Annotated in this window: 17 protein-coding genes; 14 read left to right on the top strand and 3 right to left on the bottom strand. The window is 67.5% G+C overall.

Annotated elements, in window-relative coordinates:
* The first annotated feature begins 11 nt into the window (after positions 1–11).
* The 9 genes from IEY68_RS16995 (at position 12) to IEY68_RS16955 (ending at position 10,220) form a co-directional block, all read left to right on the top strand.
* Entirely contained in the window at positions 12–1,967 is a 1,956-nt protein-coding gene (locus IEY68_RS16995) for an AMP-binding protein (protein ID WP_058856001.1), read from the top strand.
* A 9-nt stretch (positions 1,968–1,976) separates the two neighbouring features.
* A complete protein-coding gene (locus IEY68_RS16990; protein ID WP_058856000.1) occupies positions 1,977–3,041 on the top strand; it encodes an acyl-CoA dehydrogenase family protein in 1,065 nt (354 codons plus the stop codon).
* Positions 3,042–3,104: 63 nt separating this feature from the next.
* Complete coding sequence (locus IEY68_RS16985; RefSeq protein ID WP_062999810.1) at positions 3,105–4,271, top strand: acyl-CoA dehydrogenase family protein; 1,167 nt, start codon at positions 3,105–3,107, stop codon at positions 4,269–4,271.
* Complete coding sequence (locus tag IEY68_RS16980) at positions 4,271–5,053, top strand: SDR family NAD(P)-dependent oxidoreductase (protein WP_058855999.1); 783 nt, start codon at positions 4,271–4,273, stop codon at positions 5,051–5,053. The genes IEY68_RS16985 and IEY68_RS16980 overlap by 1 nt, the downstream gene beginning before the upstream one ends.
* Position 5,054: 1 nt before the next feature.
* Positions 5,055–6,254: a thiolase family protein gene (locus tag IEY68_RS16975; RefSeq protein WP_058855998.1), complete on the top strand. Its 1,200-nt coding sequence runs from the start codon at positions 5,055–5,057 to the stop codon at positions 6,252–6,254.
* On the top strand, positions 6,254–7,483 hold the full coding sequence (locus IEY68_RS16970) for an acetyl-CoA hydrolase/transferase family protein (protein ID WP_058855997.1): 1,230 nt from the start codon (positions 6,254–6,256) through the stop codon (positions 7,481–7,483). Before IEY68_RS16975 ends, IEY68_RS16970 begins: the two co-directional genes overlap by 1 nt.
* 70 nt (positions 7,484–7,553) lie before the next feature.
* On the top strand, positions 7,554–8,312 hold the full coding sequence (locus tag IEY68_RS16965) for an SDR family NAD(P)-dependent oxidoreductase (RefSeq protein ID WP_062999808.1): 759 nt from the start codon (positions 7,554–7,556) through the stop codon (positions 8,310–8,312).
* Complete coding sequence (menB, locus tag IEY68_RS16960) at positions 8,309–9,151, top strand: 1,4-dihydroxy-2-naphthoyl-CoA synthase (protein ID WP_058855996.1); 843 nt, start codon at positions 8,309–8,311, stop codon at positions 9,149–9,151. Before IEY68_RS16965 ends, menB begins: the two co-directional genes overlap by 4 nt.
* 19 nt (positions 9,152–9,170) lie before the next feature.
* A complete protein-coding gene (locus tag IEY68_RS16955; RefSeq protein WP_058855995.1) occupies positions 9,171–10,220 on the top strand; it encodes an LLM class flavin-dependent oxidoreductase in 1,050 nt (349 codons plus the stop codon).
* Positions 10,221–10,271: 51 nt separating this feature from the next.
* Here the strand turns inward: IEY68_RS16955 and IEY68_RS16950 are convergent, their stop codons facing one another.
* Positions 10,272–11,045 carry a FadR/GntR family transcriptional regulator gene (locus IEY68_RS16950; protein ID WP_058856075.1) on the bottom strand — a complete coding sequence of 258 codons (774 nt, stop codon included), beginning with the start codon at positions 11,043–11,045 and terminating at the stop codon, positions 10,272–10,274.
* Positions 11,046–11,233: 188 nt separating this feature from the next.
* Here IEY68_RS16950 and IEY68_RS16945 point away from each other — a divergent pair, with 188 nt between their 5' ends.
* The 5 genes from IEY68_RS16945 to IEY68_RS16925 are packed head-to-tail and all read left to right on the top strand — an operon-like array spanning position 11,234 to position 15,804.
* Positions 11,234–12,016 carry an enoyl-CoA hydratase/isomerase family protein gene (locus tag IEY68_RS16945; RefSeq protein ID WP_058855994.1) on the top strand — a complete coding sequence of 261 codons (783 nt, stop codon included), beginning with the start codon at positions 11,234–11,236 and terminating at the stop codon, positions 12,014–12,016.
* Positions 12,017–12,034: 18 nt separating this feature from the next.
* Positions 12,035–12,844, top strand: coding sequence for an enoyl-CoA hydratase/isomerase family protein (locus IEY68_RS16940; protein ID WP_058855993.1), 810 nt, complete (start codon positions 12,035–12,037; stop codon positions 12,842–12,844).
* A gap of 30 nt (positions 12,845–12,874) precedes the next feature.
* The gene (locus IEY68_RS16935) at positions 12,875–13,687 is read left to right on the top strand and encodes an enoyl-CoA hydratase/isomerase family protein (RefSeq protein ID WP_058855992.1); all 813 of its coding nucleotides are present in this window, start codon (positions 12,875–12,877) and stop codon (positions 13,685–13,687) included.
* Positions 13,688–13,692: 5 nt separating this feature from the next.
* Entirely contained in the window at positions 13,693–14,736 is a 1,044-nt protein-coding gene (locus tag IEY68_RS16930; protein ID WP_058856074.1) for a phosphotransferase family protein, read from the top strand.
* A gap of 36 nt (positions 14,737–14,772) precedes the next feature.
* Positions 14,773–15,804: an Rv3169 family protein gene (locus IEY68_RS16925; protein ID WP_058855991.1), complete on the top strand. Its 1,032-nt coding sequence runs from the start codon at positions 14,773–14,775 to the stop codon at positions 15,802–15,804.
* Between the two features lie 77 nt (positions 15,805–15,881).
* Here the strand turns inward: IEY68_RS16925 and IEY68_RS16920 are convergent, their stop codons facing one another.
* Together IEY68_RS16920 and IEY68_RS16915 are read right to left on the bottom strand one after the other, a co-directional pair.
* Positions 15,882–16,781 carry an SDR family oxidoreductase gene (locus tag IEY68_RS16920; protein ID WP_058855990.1) on the bottom strand — a complete coding sequence of 300 codons (900 nt, stop codon included), beginning with the start codon at positions 16,779–16,781 and terminating at the stop codon, positions 15,882–15,884.
* Positions 16,782–16,821: 40 nt separating this feature from the next.
* The gene (locus tag IEY68_RS16915; RefSeq protein WP_058855989.1) at positions 16,822–17,958 is read right to left on the bottom strand and encodes an acyl-CoA dehydrogenase family protein; all 1,137 of its coding nucleotides are present in this window, start codon (positions 17,956–17,958) and stop codon (positions 16,822–16,824) included.
* Position 17,959 lies beyond the last annotated feature (1 nt).

Genomic DNA, 17,959 nt, shown 5'->3' with positions numbered 1-17,959 from the left:
AGGGTGGCGTGATGAGCACCTATGTCTGGAATCCAACTGCGGAGCGGATCGCGGAAGCGAACGTGATGCGGCTGGCTCGTAGACACGGTATCGACTCGATCGAGGAACTGCGCCGACGCTCGACTGCCGACGTCTCCTGGTACTGGAACGCGGCTGTCGAAGACCTGGGGATCCCGTTCGCGACGCCGTACGAGCAGGTCCTCGACCTGACTGCGGGAATCGAGTTTCCGGAGTGGTTCGTCGGCGGCGCCTTCAACGCCGTGGATGCCTGCCTCACCCGCTGGCTCGCCGACGACGCGGACCGGCCGGCGATCGTCCACGAGGCCGAGGACGGCACAGTCCGGACCCTCACCTATGGCGAATTGGCCGATCAAGTGGGCCGAGTCGCCGCAGGCTTGACCGAGCTCGGAATCGGCGAAGGCGACGCTGTCGCGATCTACTTGCCGATGATCCCGGAAGCTGTGGTGGCCTGCTATGCAGCGGTCGGCCTCGGCGCGATCCTGGTGCCGCTGTTCTCCGGGTTCGCCGCCCCTGCCATAGCTGCCCGCCTCGCCGATGCGGACGTGAAGGCAGTCGTGGTCGCCGACGGCACGATCCGCCGGGGCCGCACGGTACCGATGGCGGGGGAGCTCGCCACGGCGCTGCCGCGGTGCCCGTCGGTGCGCACGGTCGTCACAGTCGACAACATCGGCGAGGGTATAGAAGAGCTCAGCGGAGTCAACGTCACGGTGACGGCTTGGGATGCGCTGGTGGGCTGCGATCGGGATCCGTACGAGTTCCGGCCCTTACCGGCCATGCAGACACTCATGCTCGGCTACACCTCCGGGACGACCGGCAAGCCCAAGGGGGCCGTGCACACGCACGCCGGGTTCACCGTCAAGGTCGCTACCGAGGTGGCGTATTCCTTCGATATCTCTCGCGGTGACACCTTCTGCTGGATCACCGATATGGGCTGGGTCATGGGCCCGCTCGCGGCATTCGGTACGCATGCCAACGGGGCGACCCTGGCACTCTACGAAGGTTCACCGGATGTGCCCGACGCCAACCGATTGTGGGACCTGGTGCAGCGGCACAAGATCACCATGCTCGGTGTCTCGCCGACCTTGGTCCGGGCGCTCAAGGCAACCCCGCTCGATGAGATTGCGACGCGAGATCTCTCCTCGGTCCGGGTGCTGGGCTCCACTGGAGAGCCGTGGGATCCCGTCTCCTACGACTGGCTGGCACGCGATGTTTTCAGTGGCCGGGTGCCGGTCATCAACTTCTCCGGTGGGACCGAGGTCGGTGGCTCCTTCCTGGCGCCGTACCCGGTGGAGCCCATCCCGAGCTGCTCGCTGGGAGGTCCGTCGCTCGGAATGGACGTCGACGTCGTCGACGATACCGGCGCACCGATACGTGGTGCGATAGGCGAACTGGTCTGCCGCCAGCCGTGGCCGGCGATGACTCGCGGGGTATGGCGGGATCGCGAGCGCTACCTCGAGTCCTACTGGTCCACCTTCGACGGTCTCTGGTGTCACGGCGATTTCGCCCTGGTCGACGGCGACGGGCAATGGTACATCCTCGGACGGTCCGACGACGTGATGAATATCGCCGGTAAGCGACTGGCGCCCGCGGAAGTGGAGTCGGTGCTCACGACCCATCCGGCGGTAGCCGAAGCCGCCGCGGTCGGCGTGCCCGACCCGAAAAAGGGTGAGACGGTGTGGGTTTTCTGGGTGCCCCGCGCGGGTGCCGAGACCGCGGGCGTGTCCGACGAGCTGCGCCGGATGGTGGCGACCGGAGTCGGGAAGCCGTTCGCCCCCGCCGAAGTCTGGCCGGTGCAAGCGCTGCCCAAGACTCGGTCGGCGAAGATCCTGCGGCGAGCGGTACGGGCCGCCGCCATCGGCACCGACCCGGGCGATCTGTCGAGTGCGGAGAATCCGGAGGCCGTCCAGACCATCCGAGATGTTGTGCACGGCACGGCGGCGAGCTGAGGAGCGAGAATGCACTGGGAATTATCGGAGGAACAAGAACTGTTCGCCTCGTCGCTACGCGAGTGGCTCGGGGCGAAGTTCCCGGTCGAGGTCGTGCGCGAATTGCGAACATCCGGCGCGGCCGACAAGTTCACCACTGCTTTGATCGGGGAGGGCTGGTGGGGTGTCGGATACCCGGAGGAAGCCGGTGGTGAGGGCGGCGGCGTGCTGGAGCTGGCGCTGGCCGCGCGCGAGTTCGGCCGCGCCGCGGCCCCCGATTCGTCCTGGCTGGCCGCCGCGCTGGCCGCACCACTGCTGAGCGAGGGGGATCTGGCTGCCCAACTGGCCGGTGATCAGCGCTTCGCTGTCGCGACCCGGGGCGATCGAGTGCCGGGTTCGACGTTTCTGCCCACCGACGGCGCACGGCTGAGCGGCGTCGTACCGCATGTCATCGGGGCAGCCGATGCCACGGTCCTGCTCGTACCGGTCGACGGCCCCGACGGGCGCGGTATCGCCAGGGTGCGTGCCTCGGAGGCGGTGATCACCCCCGAGAATCTGCTCGATCGCGGGCGCTCCGCGGCCACCGTCGAGTTCACCGACGCCCGCGTAGCCGAGATCGCGCCGGGAAGTGACGCGCTGTCTCGTGTCGCCACGGTGGCGGCGGTGCTGGTTGCCGCGGACGCGTTGGGCAGCGCCGAGCGCATGCTCGACCTCGCGGTCGGATACAGCAAGCAGCGCAAGCAGTTCGGGCAGTTCATCGGCGCCTTTCAGGCCGTCAAGCACGCAGCGGCGCGGATGCTGGTCACCGTCGAGGCTTCCTACTCCACGGCGTTGTACGCCGCGGCCGCGGTCGACTTCGAGCACGACGAGGCGGCGACCATCGCGGCCGTGGCCAAGGCTCAGGTGACCGGGCCGGTGGCCGAGCTCGCTGATTCGGCACTGACCGTGCACGGTGCGATCGGCTATACGTGGGAGCACGACCTGCACCTGTTCTACAAGCGCGCGAAGCTGGACAGGGCCCTCTTCGGAGCGCCGGGCGCGTGGAACGAGCGGATAGCCGCGGATCTACTCACCACCCCGGTTGCGGCGGTTTGACAGTTTTTTCTTTTGGTCAGTCCATTGTTATAGTTACCGCATCGAAGAGATGGAGAGCGTCAGGTGGATTTCGAACTGACAGAGGACCAGGTCACGATCCGTGACACGGTCGCCGAACTGGCGGCGAAGTTCGACGACCGGTACTGGGCCGAGAAGGACGCCGCGCACGAGTTCCCGACAGAGTTCTACAACGCGTTCGCCGCGGGTGGCTGGCTGGGCATCACCACCCCCGAGGAGTACGGCGGCCACGGCTACGGCATCACCGAAGCCTCGATCCTGCTCGAGCAGGTCGCCGCCTCCGGCGCAGGTATGAACGGCGCCAGCTCCATGCATCTGTCGATCTTCGGCATGCATCCGGTCATCGTGCACGGCAGCGAGGAACTCAAGCAGCGCACCCTGCCGCGCATCGTCAACGGCGATCTGCATGTCTGTTTCGGCGTCACCGAACCCGGCGCGGGGCTGGACACCACCCGGATCACCACCTTCGCTCGCCGCGAGGGCGACACCTACGTGGTCAACGGACGCAAAGTCTGGATCTCCAAGGCGCAGGAGTCGGAGAAGATCCTGCTGCTGACCCGCACCCAGAAATTCGACGAGTCCCCGCGCAAGACCGATGGGATGACCCTGTTCCTCACCGACCTCGACCGCAGCAAAGTCGAGATCCGGCCCATCGAGAAGATGGGACGTAACGCGGTGACCTCCAATGAGCTGTTCATCGACAACCTGGAGATCCCGGTAGAGGATCGAGTCGGCGAAGAGGGCAAGGGTTTCACCTATATTCTCGACGGACTCAATCCCGAACGGATGCTGGTCGCCGCCGAGGCGCTGGGTATCGGCCGCGCCGCGTTGCGCGCCGGGGTGCGCTACGGCAATGATCGCGAGGTCTTCGGGCGTCCCATCGGCAAGAATCAGGGCATCCAGTTCCCGCTCGCGGACTCGCTGGCCCGTCTCGACGCGGCCGAGCTCATGTTGCGGAAGGCGACCTGGCTCTACGACAACGGCCTACCCTGCGCACGGGAGGCGAACACCGCGAAGTACCTGTGCGCCGACGCCGGTTTCGAGGCCGCCGACCGTGCCCTGCAGACCCACGGTGGGATGGGCTACTCCGAGGAGTACAACGTCTCCCGCTACTTCCGTGAAGCCCGCCTGACCCGGATCGCACCGATCAGCCAGGAAATGGTCTTGAACTTCCTCGGCTCCCACGTCCTCGGCCTCCCCAGGAGCTACTGATGACCGAAAAATCAGAACCCGCCGGAATCCGGGCGTTCGCCCTGGACGGCCGGACCGCGCTGGTGACCGGTGCGGGCGGCGGAGTCGGCGCCGCCGTCGCCGCGGCCTTCGCCGCGGCGGGTGCCGCGGTGCTCGTGACCGATATCGACAAGGACGCTGCTGCCGCGGTGGCCGCGGGTATCACCGCCGCGGGCGGGACCGCCGAGCCGTTCGCGCTGGACGTCTGTGATCCCGGCAACGCCCGCGACGCTGCCGCGGCTGCCGCCCGGTTGGGCGACGGAACACTGCACATCCTGGTGAACAATGCCGGAGTGATCGCCCCGGCGATGTTCCCGCAGCTGGACGAGGTGAAGTTCCGCAAGGTCCTCGATACGCACCTGATGGGCAGCTACCACTGCAGCCAGGCTGCGCTCGACCATCTGCCCGACGACGGCACCGGCCGCATCATCAACGTCACGTCCGCCGCCGGGCTGACCGGGACCATCGGTCAGGCCAACTACGGCGCCGCCAAGGCCGCGATCATCGGGCTCACCAAATCGCTGGCCCGCGAACTGGCCCGCCGGGCGATCACCGTGAACGCGATCGCACCGCTGGCCGCCACGGCGATGACCGAGAACATCCGCGGCAACGAAAAGCTCGCCGCCAAAACACTCGCGCGAATCCCGCTGGGCCGCTGGGCCTATCCCGACGAGATCGCGCCGTCGTTCGTGTTCTTGGCCTCGGGTGCCGCAGCCTACATCACCGGACAAGTGCTGCCGGTCGACGGTGGGACGGTGATCTGATATGAGTCGTCGAATCTCCGGGCCCTTCGTCAACGCCGGCCGCGAGGTGGTGATCGCCGAGTCGGTCCGCACGCCGATCGGCAAGTCCCACCGGGAAAAAGGATGGTTCCGCGATACCCATCCCAACGCCATGCTGGCCGCCTGCTACCGCGATCTCATTGCTCGCACCGGCCTCGACCCGGCCCGGGTCGAGGATCTGGTCATCGGGTGCACCGCACCGTTCGGCGAGCAGTCCCGCAATATCGCGCGCAATGCGTGGTTGCAGGCGGGCTACCCGGCGGAAGTACCCGCGACGACGCTGGATCGGCGCTGCGGGTCGGCGCAGACCGCGGTGAACTTCGCCGCGGCACTGGTCTCCTCGGGTGTGCACGACATCGTGATCGCCGGCGGTGTCGAGCATATGGGGCATGTGCCGATGAATTCCCCGGCCGAGATCAGCAAGCTGTACGGCGAGCCCTGGCCGGCCGAGATGTGGGACCGCTACGACTTCGTCACCCAGGGCGAGAGCGCCGAGCTGATCGCCGACCAGTGGGGTATCTCGCGCACCGAGATGGACGAGTTCGCCGTGCGCTCCCACAGCCTGGCTGCCGAGGCGGTTGCCGCGGGCCGGTTCGAGGACGAGATGGTGCGGATGGAATTGGACGGCGAGGTCCGCGTCGGCGATCAGACGATCCGGCCCGGCACCTCGCTGGACACTCTGGGCGAGCTCGCACCGGTGTTCCGCCCGGAAAACGGCCGGATCACCGCAGGGACCTCCAGCCCTATCTGCGACAGTGCCGCCGCGGTAGTGCTCTGCACGCGGGAGGCCGCCGAACAGCACGGGCTGCGGGTGCGCGCCCGCATCGCCGACCAGACCACCGTCGGCGTCGACCCGATCATCATGCTCACCGGGCCCATCCCGGCGACGCGCAAACTGCTGGACCGCAACGGGCTCACTGTGGACGATCTCGACCTGTTCGAGGTGAACGAAGCCTTTTCCTCGGTGGTGCTGGCCTGGCAGCGGGAGCTGAAACCGGATGAGACCCGGGTCAACGTCAACGGCGGAGCCATCGCGCTGGGGCACGCCGTGGGCGCCACCGGCGCCCGGCTGATCGCGACGATTCTGAACGAGATGGAACGCCGCGACAGCGAGCTGGGCCTGGTCACCATGTGCTGTGGCGGCGGGCTGGGCACCGGCACGCTGCTCGAGCGGGTGGATTGATGGTCGACTTCGGTGCGCTGCTGCCCCCGAGCGCGGGGGTCTGGTGGAGCCAGGCCGCCGCCGAACCGCGCCCCCTGGTCGACCTGCTGCTCGCGCAGGCGGGCGATCTCGGACCGCTACGGCTTTTCACCGGGCTGAGCTGGAACGACCAACTGGCAGGGGCGATCTCGCCCGCCGATACGATGGTGTCCTACGGTGGCCTCGGCGCACTGCGCGAGCTGGGTGCGACCGACCAGCTCGAGGTGGTGCCCTGCCACTATTCGGCACTGCCCCGGATGTTCGCCGAACGCCGGCTGCCGAGCGATGTGGGACTGCTCCAGGTCGCGCCGCCGGATCGCGGCGGAATGTGTTCACTGGGCATCGGCGTCGACTATATGGCCGACGCCCTCGAGCACACCCCCGTGCTGATCGCCGAGATCAACGCGCAGATGCCGGTGCTCCCCGGTTCGCCCCGGGTCCCGATGAGCCGATTCGCGGCTACCATCACCACCGACCGGCCGCTGCAGGAGGAGACCCGCCGCCCGGCTGGTGAAGCCGACCGGGTCATCGCCGGTCATATCGCCGAACTGATCGACGACGGTGACACGGTGCAGGTCGGCATCGGATCGCTGGGCGCCGCCGTCCACGGCGCGCTCTCCGAGCACCATGAGCTGGGCGTCCATACGGGCATGATCACCGACGGCGTGCTGGCGCTCATCGACAAAGGGGTGGTCACCGGCGGCCGTAAACAGATCGACGCCGGGCTCGCGGTCGCGGGCACCGCCTTGGGCTCTGCTGAGCTGTACTCCCGGCTTCCGGATCTGCCGGTGTTGTTCCGGCCGACGAGCTACACCCACGCACCGCAGGTGCTGTCGCAGCTGTCGTCACTGGTCGCGGTCAACTTCGCGATCGAGGTCGACTTGACCGGGCAGGTGGGCGCCGAGATGAGCCGTGGCACCTATCTCGGCGCGGTGGGTGGGCAGGTCGATTTCGCCCGCGCCGCTGCCCTCACCGGCAAGAGGTCCATCGTCGCGCTGCGATCGACCGTGCGCGGGCGCTCGTCTATCAAGGCCCGCCTCGACGAGGGTGTTGTCACGACCGCGCGCGCCGATGTCGACTGCGTGGTCACCGAACACGGGATCGCCCATCTGCGCGGGCAACCGCTGGCCGAACGCCGTCGCAGGCTCATCGCCGTGGCGGCTCCGGAGTTCCGCGAGGAATTGTCCCGTGCCGCCCGTGCCGCAGCGTGAGGTTACCGAAATTCGCAGATGCTCCGGCATCTGCCCGACCGACCGAACATCATCGAAAGGGATCGGCATCATGAGCAATCGAGTCGCACTTGTCACCGGCGGTGCCCAGGGCATCGGCGAAGGAATCTCGCGCAAACTGGCCGCTGTCGGATTCCGGGTAGCCGTGGCCGACCTCAACCTCGAGGTCGCGCAGCGGACGGCCGAGGAGATCGTCGCGGCCGGAGGGGAAGCCGTCGCGATTCCCATCGACGTCACCGACACCGCGTCGGTACGGGCGGCCGTGGACCAGGTCGCCGCCGAACTCGGGCCTGTCGAGGTCGCCGTCAACAACGCCGGTTGGGACGATTTCATGAAGTTCCTCGATACCGACGAGGCGTTCTGGGACAAGATCCTCGAGATCAACTTCAAGGGCGCGCTGCGGGTCAACCACACGGTTGTGCCCGGCATGATCGAGCGCGGCTACGGCCGGGTGATCAATATCGGCTCGGACGCCGGCCGGGTCGGCTCCTCGCTGGAAGCCGTGTACTCCGGCGCCAAGGGCGGCATCATCGCCTTCACCAAAACCCTGGCCAGGGAGGTCGCGACCAAGGGCGTCACCGTGAACACGGTGTGCCCCGGACCGACCGACACCCCCGCGCTGCGCAAGTTCGCGGACAGTTCGGGCCAGGACGCGGACAAGGTGATCGGTGGGATGACCCGGTCGGTACCGATGAAGCGGCTCGCGCTACCCGCCGATGTCGCGGCAGCGGTCGCCTTCTTCGCCTCGGACGAGGCCGGCTACGTCACAGGCCAGACGCTGTCAGTCAGCGGCGGCCTGACGATGGCGTGAGCGCGACCGAGGCGGAGTGGACTACGGTCCGCCGCTACGACGACGTCGACTACTCCCGGACCGCCGACGGCATCGCCCGCATCATGATCTGCCGCCCCGAGGTGCACAACGCCTTCCGGCCGCAGACCCTGATCGAGATCTCCGACGCACTCACCCACGCACGCGAAGACCCTTCGATCGGGGTGATCGTGCTGACGGGGCAAGGCGAGCAGGCGTTCTGCTCCGGTGGCGATCAGCGGGTGCGTGGCGACACCGGCTACCTCACCGACCCCGACCGGCCGGACGCGGTCGGCCGATTCCATGTGACCGACCTGCAGATGCAGATCCGGCGCTTGCCGAAACCGGTGGTCGCGATGGTCGCCGGGTACGCGATCGGCGGTGGACACGTCCTGCAGATCGTCTGCGATCTGACCATCGCCGCCGACAACGCCCGCCTGGGCCAGGTCGGCCCCCGCGTGGGCTCCTTCGACGGTGGATTCGGCGCCGGACTGCTCGCCGACATGGTCGGGGTGCGCAAGGCCAAGGAGATCTGGTTCCTGTGCCGCCAGTACGACGCCGCCGAAGCTCTGGAGATGGGGCTGGTCAACGCCGTGGTCCCGTTGGCCGAACTGGAGTCGGAGACCGTGGACTGGTGCCGGCAGATGATGGAGCTGTCGCCGATGGCGCTACGCCTGATGAAGGCAAGCTTCCACGCGGCCGAGGACGGTCTGGCCGGTATCCAGCAACTCGCCCACGATACGAACCTCCTCTTCTACGCCACCGAGGAGGCAAAGGAGGGGCGCGAGGCGTTCAAAGCCAAACGCGCCCCGCAGTTCGATCAGTTCCCGCGCCGGGCATGACCACGGAAGGTTCCTTCAGTTGACGACATTCGGAGTGAACGCTTTCGGCGTCGGACGTGGACGGCAGCGGTTCGAATCGATGGCCGGGGTGGCCCGCGAAGCCGAGGAGATCGGGTGCGCCGCGGTGTGGACGAGCGAGCTCTACAGTCGCTCGGCAACCGTTCCGATGGCTGCGATCGCGGCGGGTACCAGCACCATCGCTATCGGCTCGAATATCGCCTACGGTGTCGGGCGCAGCCCGCTGATGTGGGCGGCCGAGGCCCGCGACCTCGACGAACTATCGGGTGGGCGGGTTATTCTCGGGCTCGGCAACGGCACCCCGACGATGATGGATGCCTGGCACGGGGTGAGCGGCGAGGCGCCGGCGGTCCGGATGGCCGAACTGCTGACCGTGCTCGAGGCGCTGTGGCGCCTGCACGAGGGGCCGGTGCACCACGACGGGCGTTTCTACCGGGTGCACATCACCCCGACCTCGGACGTGCCCGAACCGGTGCGGCCGCGGATCCCGATCTGGATCGCGGGGGTGAATCCGCGGATGCTACGGGTCGCCGGGCAGCACGCCGACGGTCTGGTCGGTCATCCGATGTTCACCACCGAGTACGTCCGCGGCCCGGTGGCCGAAGCGATCGCGGTCGGCGCCGACCTGGCCGACCGCGACGCCGGCGCGATCACGGTGATGGGTATTCGTATGTGCGCGATCGACGATGACATCGAGATCGCACGCAGGCAGGCGGCTTTCGCCATCGGCCAATACGCGGCCTCCCGCGTCTACGACCGGCTCTTCGAGCTCCACGGGTGGAGCGCGCAGCAGCAGGATATCCGGCAAGCCGCCCGCGCCCGCGACCACGACGCGCTCGTCCGCGCGGTGTCCGACGAAATGATCGATGCCATCACCATCACGTGCCGGCCGGGTGAACTCGCCGGGGCGCTGGCCCGGATCCCGGAGGGCTTCGACCACCTCGACCTCATCGCTCCGCCGTGGGGACTGTCCGAGGAGCAGACCCACACGACCAATCTCGAGATCCTGGCGGGCCTTCGCCGGCACTTGTCCACGCCGTCGGCCGTTTGACACCGAAACCGGGCTCGCGCGCTATGCGCCGAGCCCGGTCGGCGTGTGCTGTCAGGGTTCGACGAGCTCGATTTCGGTGCGCTTCTCGACCTGGACCACGGCCTCGGCGTATCCGTGCACATGCTTGCTCATCCGCCGAGTAGCGGCCGCGGAATCACCGGCATGGATAGCGTCGGTGATCGTTTTGTGTGCTTTGTAGGTCGTCTTACGCACGGCGTCGTCGACGAAGGCCTGATTCTCGGTCGAGCTGTAGATCGCCTTGGACAGTGCGGTCATGAATCCCGTGAGCAGTTCGTTGTGGCTCGCGGTCGCGACGGCGAGATGCCAGTCCACATTGGCCTGCAGGAACGCCTCGAGGGGTAGTGCGGGATCACCGATGGCGAGGTTGGCGGCGTCGAGCGCGGCGAGATCCACGTCGGTACGGTATTTGGCGGCCAGCCCCGCGCAAGCGGGCTCGATGGCTTCGCGGGTCTCCAGCAACGCGGTGAGCCGCAGTTGCTGACCGCGGATCAACAGGCTCACCGAGGTCGCCACCGAATCACCGCCGGGCTGCTGCACGAACGCGCCGCCCGAGCGCCCCGTCTTGATCACGACGAGTCCCTGTACCTCGAGGATGCGCAGCGCTTCACGAACGGTGGTGCGGCTCATCTGTGTCTGGATGACGAGCTCGCGTTCGGGGGGTAGCGCGGTGCCGGACGGGAACTCCCCGCGCAGGATGCGTTCGCGCAGATCGTTGGCGAGTACGTCGGATGCCTTGGGCACTTGCATCGGCTGCAATCGGACCGGTTGCCGCGCCACCACGCCCGACGGGGTCGACTCGGGCATCGCCACCTGCTTTCTGTGCTTTTGGTCGTACCTAAATCTATCAGGTGGTAGACCAGGAAAGCGATTTGGACGAGCACCTTTATATTTGGTCATACCAAAATAATGGTTGACTAGATGTCGGAATCGGGGCTAGTTTGCAAGAAGAGGCATGCCGGTGACCGGCGAGGATCAGGCGAGACGAGGGCGATATGACAGACCGGGCCGCGGACGTGGTCACGTGGAGCACGGCCCAACCGGGGATCACCGTGGTGCGGTTGGCACGCCCCCCGGCCAATGCGCTGGGTGTGCCGCTGCTGGAAGGTTTGCACGCCGCGATGGACGCCGCCGAGAAGGCGGGAGATGCCAAGGTCATGGTGATCACGTCGGCCCTGCCGAAGTACTTCGCCGCCGGCGCCGACATCAAACACCTGTCGTCGATCGACGCGTCGGCCTTCACCGCGTACGGCGACATCATGCGCGAGGTCAACGACCGTATCGCGGCCGCCCCGTGGCTTTCCATCGCCGCGGTCGACGGTGTCGCTCTCGGTGGCGGGCTGGAACTCGCGCTGGCCTGCACGCTGCGGGTCGCCGGCCCCGGTGGCCGGTTCGGACTACCGGAGGTCAAGCTCGGCTTGATTCCCGGTGCGGGCGGCACCCAGCGCCTTCCCCGGCTGGTCGGCCGCGGCCGAGCCCTGGACATTATGCTCACCGCGCGCCAGATCGGCGCAGCGGAGGCGTACCGGATCGGGCTGGTGGATCGGCTGGCCGACGGTGATGTGCTCGAGGCCGCGCTGGAATTCGCTGCCGAATTGATCGGTCCTTCGCTGCCCGCGCAACTGGCGGTCGTCCGGACGGTGGATGCCGCCGGCGATCTTGCGCTGGCCGACGGCGCCCGTTACGAGGTCGACCGGATCCAGTCGCTGTTCGAGGAGGGGGAGGCGGCAGAAGGCATCGCCGCCTTCGTCGAGAAGCGCGCCCCCAATTTCCGCTGATTCCGAGGAGTCCCAGTCATGAAGACCTTGGACGAAAAATTCGAGACCCTGCTCGCTGCCGAGGTACAGCCGGGGGTCGTAGTCGTCACCCTGAACCGGCCCGACCGCTACAACGCGATGACCAACACCATGTTCGTAGAACTCGAGCGGCTCGCCTGGGGCCTCGAGACCGAGGACAGCTGCCGCGTCGTGATCCTGACCGGCGCGGGCAAGGCGTTCTGTTCCGGCTACGACCTCGCCGACGCCGACGACCTGCCGAACCTCGGCGCGCTCGGCATGCTCGACCAGCAGGAGCGCGCGGCCCGTGCGCTGACCGCGATCCGCTCGCTGCGGGTCCCGGTGATCGCCGCGGTGAACGGTCCAGCCGCCGGAGGCGGGCTGGCGCTGGCGCTGGCGGCCGATATCAGGCTGGCGAGCCCTACCGCCAAGTTCAACGCCGCGTTCGTGCGGATCGGCCTGTCCGCCGGCGACCTCGGAACATCCTGGCTGTTGACCCGGCTGATCGGCCCGGCCAAGACCAGCGAGATCTGCTTCACCGGGAGGATCGTCGAAGCAGCGGAAGCCGGCGAACTGGGCATTGTGAACTCGGTATGCGGTGACGACGTCGTCGCCGCCGCGGTCGCACTGGCCGAACAGATCGTGGCGAACTCCCCGGGCGGTGTACAGCTGTCCAAGCGCGCGCTGCAGGCCAATCTCGAGGTCGGCTCCTACGCCGCCGCCCTCGAACTCGAGAACCGGGGGCAGGCGCTGCTCACCCGCAGCCCGGACATGGCCGAGGCATTGAACGCGTTCAAGGAAAAACGCGCCCCGGTGTTCCAGGGCAAGTAGACCGCTCACCACCAGCAGACAGGCCGCGATATGACCACCGACCTTTCCGAGCTCGAGACGCTGACCTTCGAAGAGGCCGAACCGGGAATCGGAATACTTCGGATCAACCGTCCGCACCGGCTGAACTCTCAGACGGTGCGGATGTTCCACGAGTACCTGGCGGCGGGGCGGGCGCTGCGCGACAGCGGCCTGCGCGCCCTGATCGTCACGGGCACCGGCGAACGCGCGTTCTGCGCCGGATTCGATCTCGACGAGATCCATGTCATCACCGAGATGGGCGTACGGGAGTTCCTGAAGTTCCAGGAGACCGCCACCGGCGGCATTCAATCGATCCGGCACCTGCCCTTCCCGGTGATCGCCGCCATCCACGGCCCGGCCACCGGCGGTGGCCTGGCGCTGGCACTGGCGTGCGATATCCGCTTGGCGGCGTCCACACTCAAGATGAGTGCCGCGTTCGTGAAGGTGGGCCTGTCCATCGGAGAGCTCGGCACCTCGTTCAACCTGACCCGCCTGGTGGGCCCGGCCCACGCCGCCGAAATCGGTTACACCGCCCGCGTGGTCGAGGCGGAGGAGGCGCTGCGCATCGGTCTGGTCAACCATGTCGTACCTGCCGAGCAACTGCTCGATGAGGCTATGGCGATGGCACGCCGGATCGCGCAGAACTCGCCCGGGGGGGTACGGATGTCCAAGCGCGCCATCCAGCGCAACACCGAGATCGGGTCCTACGAAGCGGCTCTCGAACTCGAGAACCGGGGCCAGGCGCTGCTGACCCGCACCGACGATATGCCCGAAGCGCTGGCGGCCTTCAAAGAGAAGCGCCTGCCCGAGTTCACGGGCCGGTGACCGCGATGGCATGGGACTGGACCGCGGAGACCCGGCGCGAGCTGCAGCAGTTCTTGGTTGCGCGCGGGATTCTGTCGGGGCCGATCACTACCAGGGCGATCGGCGACGGCCATTCGAATCTGACCTATCTCGTCGCCGACGGCACCCGGAAGGTGATCGTGCGCCGGCCGCCGCCGCCGCCGATCCCGCCCGGCGCCAACGATATGCTGCGGGAGGCCAGGCTGCTCACCGCTCTCATGCCGACGGCGGTTCCGGTTCCGGAGGTTCTCGCCGTTGCCGAACAGGGCGACGTGCTCGACGTCCCGTTCTACGTCATGAGCTACGCGCCGGGACCGGTGGTCACCACCGAGACCCCGGCGCCGCTGAACACCCCCGAACAGCGGCGAGCGGTGGGAAACGATCTGGTCGACACCCTCGCCGCCCTGCACGCGGTCGACTGGCGCGCCAGGGGCTTGGAAAATCTCGGCCGACCTCAGGGATTCAACAGCAGGCATCTGCGGCGGATGCGCCGCCTGGTCGCCGACGACAACGGTGATCCGCCGGCACATTTCGCCGATATAGACGCCTGGCTGGAGGCGAACACGCCACCGGAATCGGGGGCGACGATCGTGCACTGCGACTTCCGCATCGGCAACCTCGTGCTCGCTCCCGATATACCGGGGCGAGTGGCGGCCGTGCTCGACTGGGAGCTCGCCACCGTCGGCGATCCGCTGCTCGATGTGGGGTATCTGCTGGCGACCATTCCGGAACCGGGCCGTCCGATGAACCCGACCGCCGAGCTGAGCGCCGCCCTGCTCGAGCACGGTTATCCGTCGAAGGATGAACTGATGGACCGTTACTCCGCACACACCGGTCGGGACCTGACGAATCTGGCCTGGTACACGACACTGGCGCTGTGGAAACTGGCGGTGCTCTACGAATACAGCCGCCGGCGAGTGCTCGATGGTATCGGTGACCCCTACTACACCGACCTCGACTTGGTCCGGCGTTTCCTCGACGACGCCCGCCGCAGCGCGGGTCTCGCGGGAGCCGATGCCGCACACCGGTGACGCGAGCGGCGCGCACATCCACGACAAGGAGCACATATGGCGATCACCCAGGAGCCCTCGCGGGTTTTCCACGACCCCTTGGTGGGTCCGGAGCAGACCGGTCTTCCCGACGGTTTCTTCGACCGGCTCATGTTCAATCTGCATCCCGTCGATGCCCTGTCGCCGTCTTTGATCACGGGTTTCGGTATCTACCCGGGCAAGGACACCGCCGATGGGTTCGTCGTCGTCTCCGATGCCACCGAGCAGCGCAACCTGCGGTTCTCGACGGTGCTGAGCGCTACGGAGCGCGACGGTGCCGGACCGTTGCGGGTGGAGGTCGTCGAGCCGAATCGGGTGTGGCGGCTCCGGCTCACGCAGAACGAGATCGGCGCCGAGTTCGACCTCACCTGGCGGGCTCGCACACCCGCCTGGTTCGGTGAGATAGCGGTAACCAACGCATCCGCGCAGCGCACCTCCTTCGAGCACCTGTTCCAATCCGGGCATTACGAGGGCAGCCTGACGCTCGACGGCACCCGGGTCCCGGTCGACGGCTGGTACGGACAGCGCGACCGTTCGCGCGGGGTGCGGACGATGTCCGGCGGGCAGGGACTGCATATCTGGTACCAGGCGCAGTTCCCGGACTGCTCCATCGGATTCCTGCTCGTCGAGACCCGGTCGCACGATCGCCTACTGCTCGAAGGCGCGGTCATGGGGGAGGACGGCACGCTCGACGGGATCGTCGATGTACGGCATGCGCTGGAGTTCACCGACGGGCTCGACCTGGTGGGTGGAAAGGTCGCGGTGTCGACCGCGACCGGCCGCACCTACCTGGTCGACGCCGACGCCCGCGCCGGCGGCGGATTCATGGCCGGAGCCGGTTACGGTGGGCATCACGGTGTGTCGCAGGGGCTCGATCACGTCGAATCGGACCGGTTCCCGCTGGACGGCTCGGTATCGCCGCGCATGCTGGACTCGGCGCTGACCGATCGACTGTGCGCCTTCACGCTCGACGGTGTCGCCGGATCGGGGATCTTCGAGTTCGCTCTCACTCGCAGCAGCTCCTACCGGTACCGGCCTTCGCTGCGCTGAACGAACAGCAACGACGAAGGGGTGCCCATCCGAATCGGATGGGCACCCCTTCGTCATAGGACCGCAGCGGCTGCTGATCACACCGTTCGCTGAGCCTTGCTGGCCTCGGACGCCGCCTTGCTGGTCTCTTTGATCTGCTTCCAGTCCGCATTGGTAAGGCTGGTCAGCCCGGCGAAAGTACCCGGCCCCGCCAGCATCTGACCGCCGTCCATGGCGATGGTCTGGCCGGTCAGGTAGTCGCACGCATCCGAGAGCAGGAACATCGTGAGATTGGCCAGCTCCTCGACGGTGCCGGTACGACCGGCCGGGATCTGGTCCGCCTGGGTGGCGCCCACCGAACTCTTATCAGTGGGGTTGAGCATCTCCCACGCGTAATCGGTGGGTATCGGCCCGGGTGCGACCGCGTTGATCCGAATTCCGTACTTGGCCCATTCCACGGCCAGCGACATGGTCATCGAATGTACGGCGGCCTTGGCCATGGCCGAGGGCACGACGAATGCCGAGCCGGTCCACACCCAGGTGGTGAGGGTGGACAGCACACTGCCGCGCAGTCCCTCGGCGATCCAGCGCTTGCCCGCGGCATGTGTGGTGTGGAAGGAGCCGTTCATCACGGTGCCGGTGATCGCCGAGAAAGCACGCGGGCTCAGCTCTTCGGTCTGGGCGATGAAGTTGGCCGCCGCGTTGTTCAGGACGCCGGTCAACGGACCGTGCTCGTCCCAGATCCGGCCCATCGTCTCGTCGACGTTGTCGTAGTCGCGCACGTCGACGGTGTGATAGTGCACTGCCCCCTCGCGCCCGGCCGACGCCTCCTGCGCGGCCTCGGCCAGGATGGTTTCACGACGTCCCCACAGGTGCACCTCGGCACCGTGGTCGACCAGGTGTCGGGCGACCCCGCGGCCCAGGCCGGTGCCGCCTCCGGTGATGAGGATGCGTTTGCCGGAGAGCAGGTCCGGGGAGAAGGTCGGGTGATCGGTCATCGTGTACCTCGTTGTCCGATGGGCCTGGCCGGCAAGCCGGTCACAGGCCGATGGTCTTGGCGATGATTTCGCGTTGAATCTCGTTGGCACCGCCGTAGATCGGGGGTGCGAGGGCGCGACGAACCTGGCCCTCCATGCCGTACTCGCGGGCGTAGCCGTACCCGCCCATCATCTGCATCGCCTCGAGGGTCGCGTGTTTGGCGACCTCGGTGCAGCGCATTTTGGCCATTGCGCTCTCCCGGGCCAGATCGCTCTCGAGCCCGGCGTCGATCTTGGCCGCGACGTCGTAGACGAAGACACGGGACAGCTCGACATCGGTAGCGATATCGGCGATGCGGTGGCGCAGTGCCTGATTGGCGGCCAAGGGTCGGCCGAACTGCTCCCGTTCCCGGGTGTAGGCGATGACATCATCGAGTGCGCGCCGGGCGGCGCCCACACTCATAGCGGCGATGATCAGGCGTTCGATGCTCAGCCCGCGCATAAGCTGTTTCCAGGCGTCGCGAGGCTCACCCACGACGGCGGAGAGGGGGACCTCGACATCGGTGAAAAAGATGTCGTTGCAGGTGCGGGGCTCCATCGTCTCGATGCCGCGGATGGTCAGGCCGGGCGCGGAGGTCGCAACCATGAGCAGGGTCATGCCCTGGTGCCTGGTGCCCGAGGAGTCCTCGCGCGCGAGCACCAAGATGTGCTCGGCGATATGCGCTGCCGATATCCAGGTCTTCTGCCCGTTGATCAGGTAGCGGTCGCCGTCGCGCCGGGCGGTGACCCGCAGGCCGGCAAGATCCGAGCCCGCACCGGGCTCGCTCAGCGCGATCGCCTCGAGGCGGCCGGCGGTGATGTTCGCGCCGACGGTCTTCTTCTGCTCCTCGCTGCCCCAGCGCAGGTACGTCTGCGCCGCGGTCAGTCCGGTGGAGTAGGCGGTGATGGGCGCGAGCCCGCGCGCCGATTCCTCCAGGAAGAGGCACTCGTCGACGAAGCCGGCCCCGCCGCCGCCGTACTTCTCGGGTAGCGAGACTCCGAGCCAGCCGCTGCGTGCCATATCGGCCAGCACCTGTGGGCTGTTGGCGAGGGTGCCGCCCTCGGTCCGGGTATCGCGCTGAGCCACCGTCGCCAGATCGCGGCGGCAGTAGTCGGCTACCGCCGCCGCGAACTCGCGTTGTTCTGCGGAGAACTGCACG

Source organism: Nocardia jinanensis (assembly GCF_014645735.1).
Lineage (GTDB): Bacteria > Actinomycetota > Actinomycetes > Mycobacteriales > Mycobacteriaceae > Nocardia > Nocardia jinanensis.
Note: the sequence above shows the minus strand (reverse complement) of the source record. Positions and strands in the feature narration are given on the sequence as shown.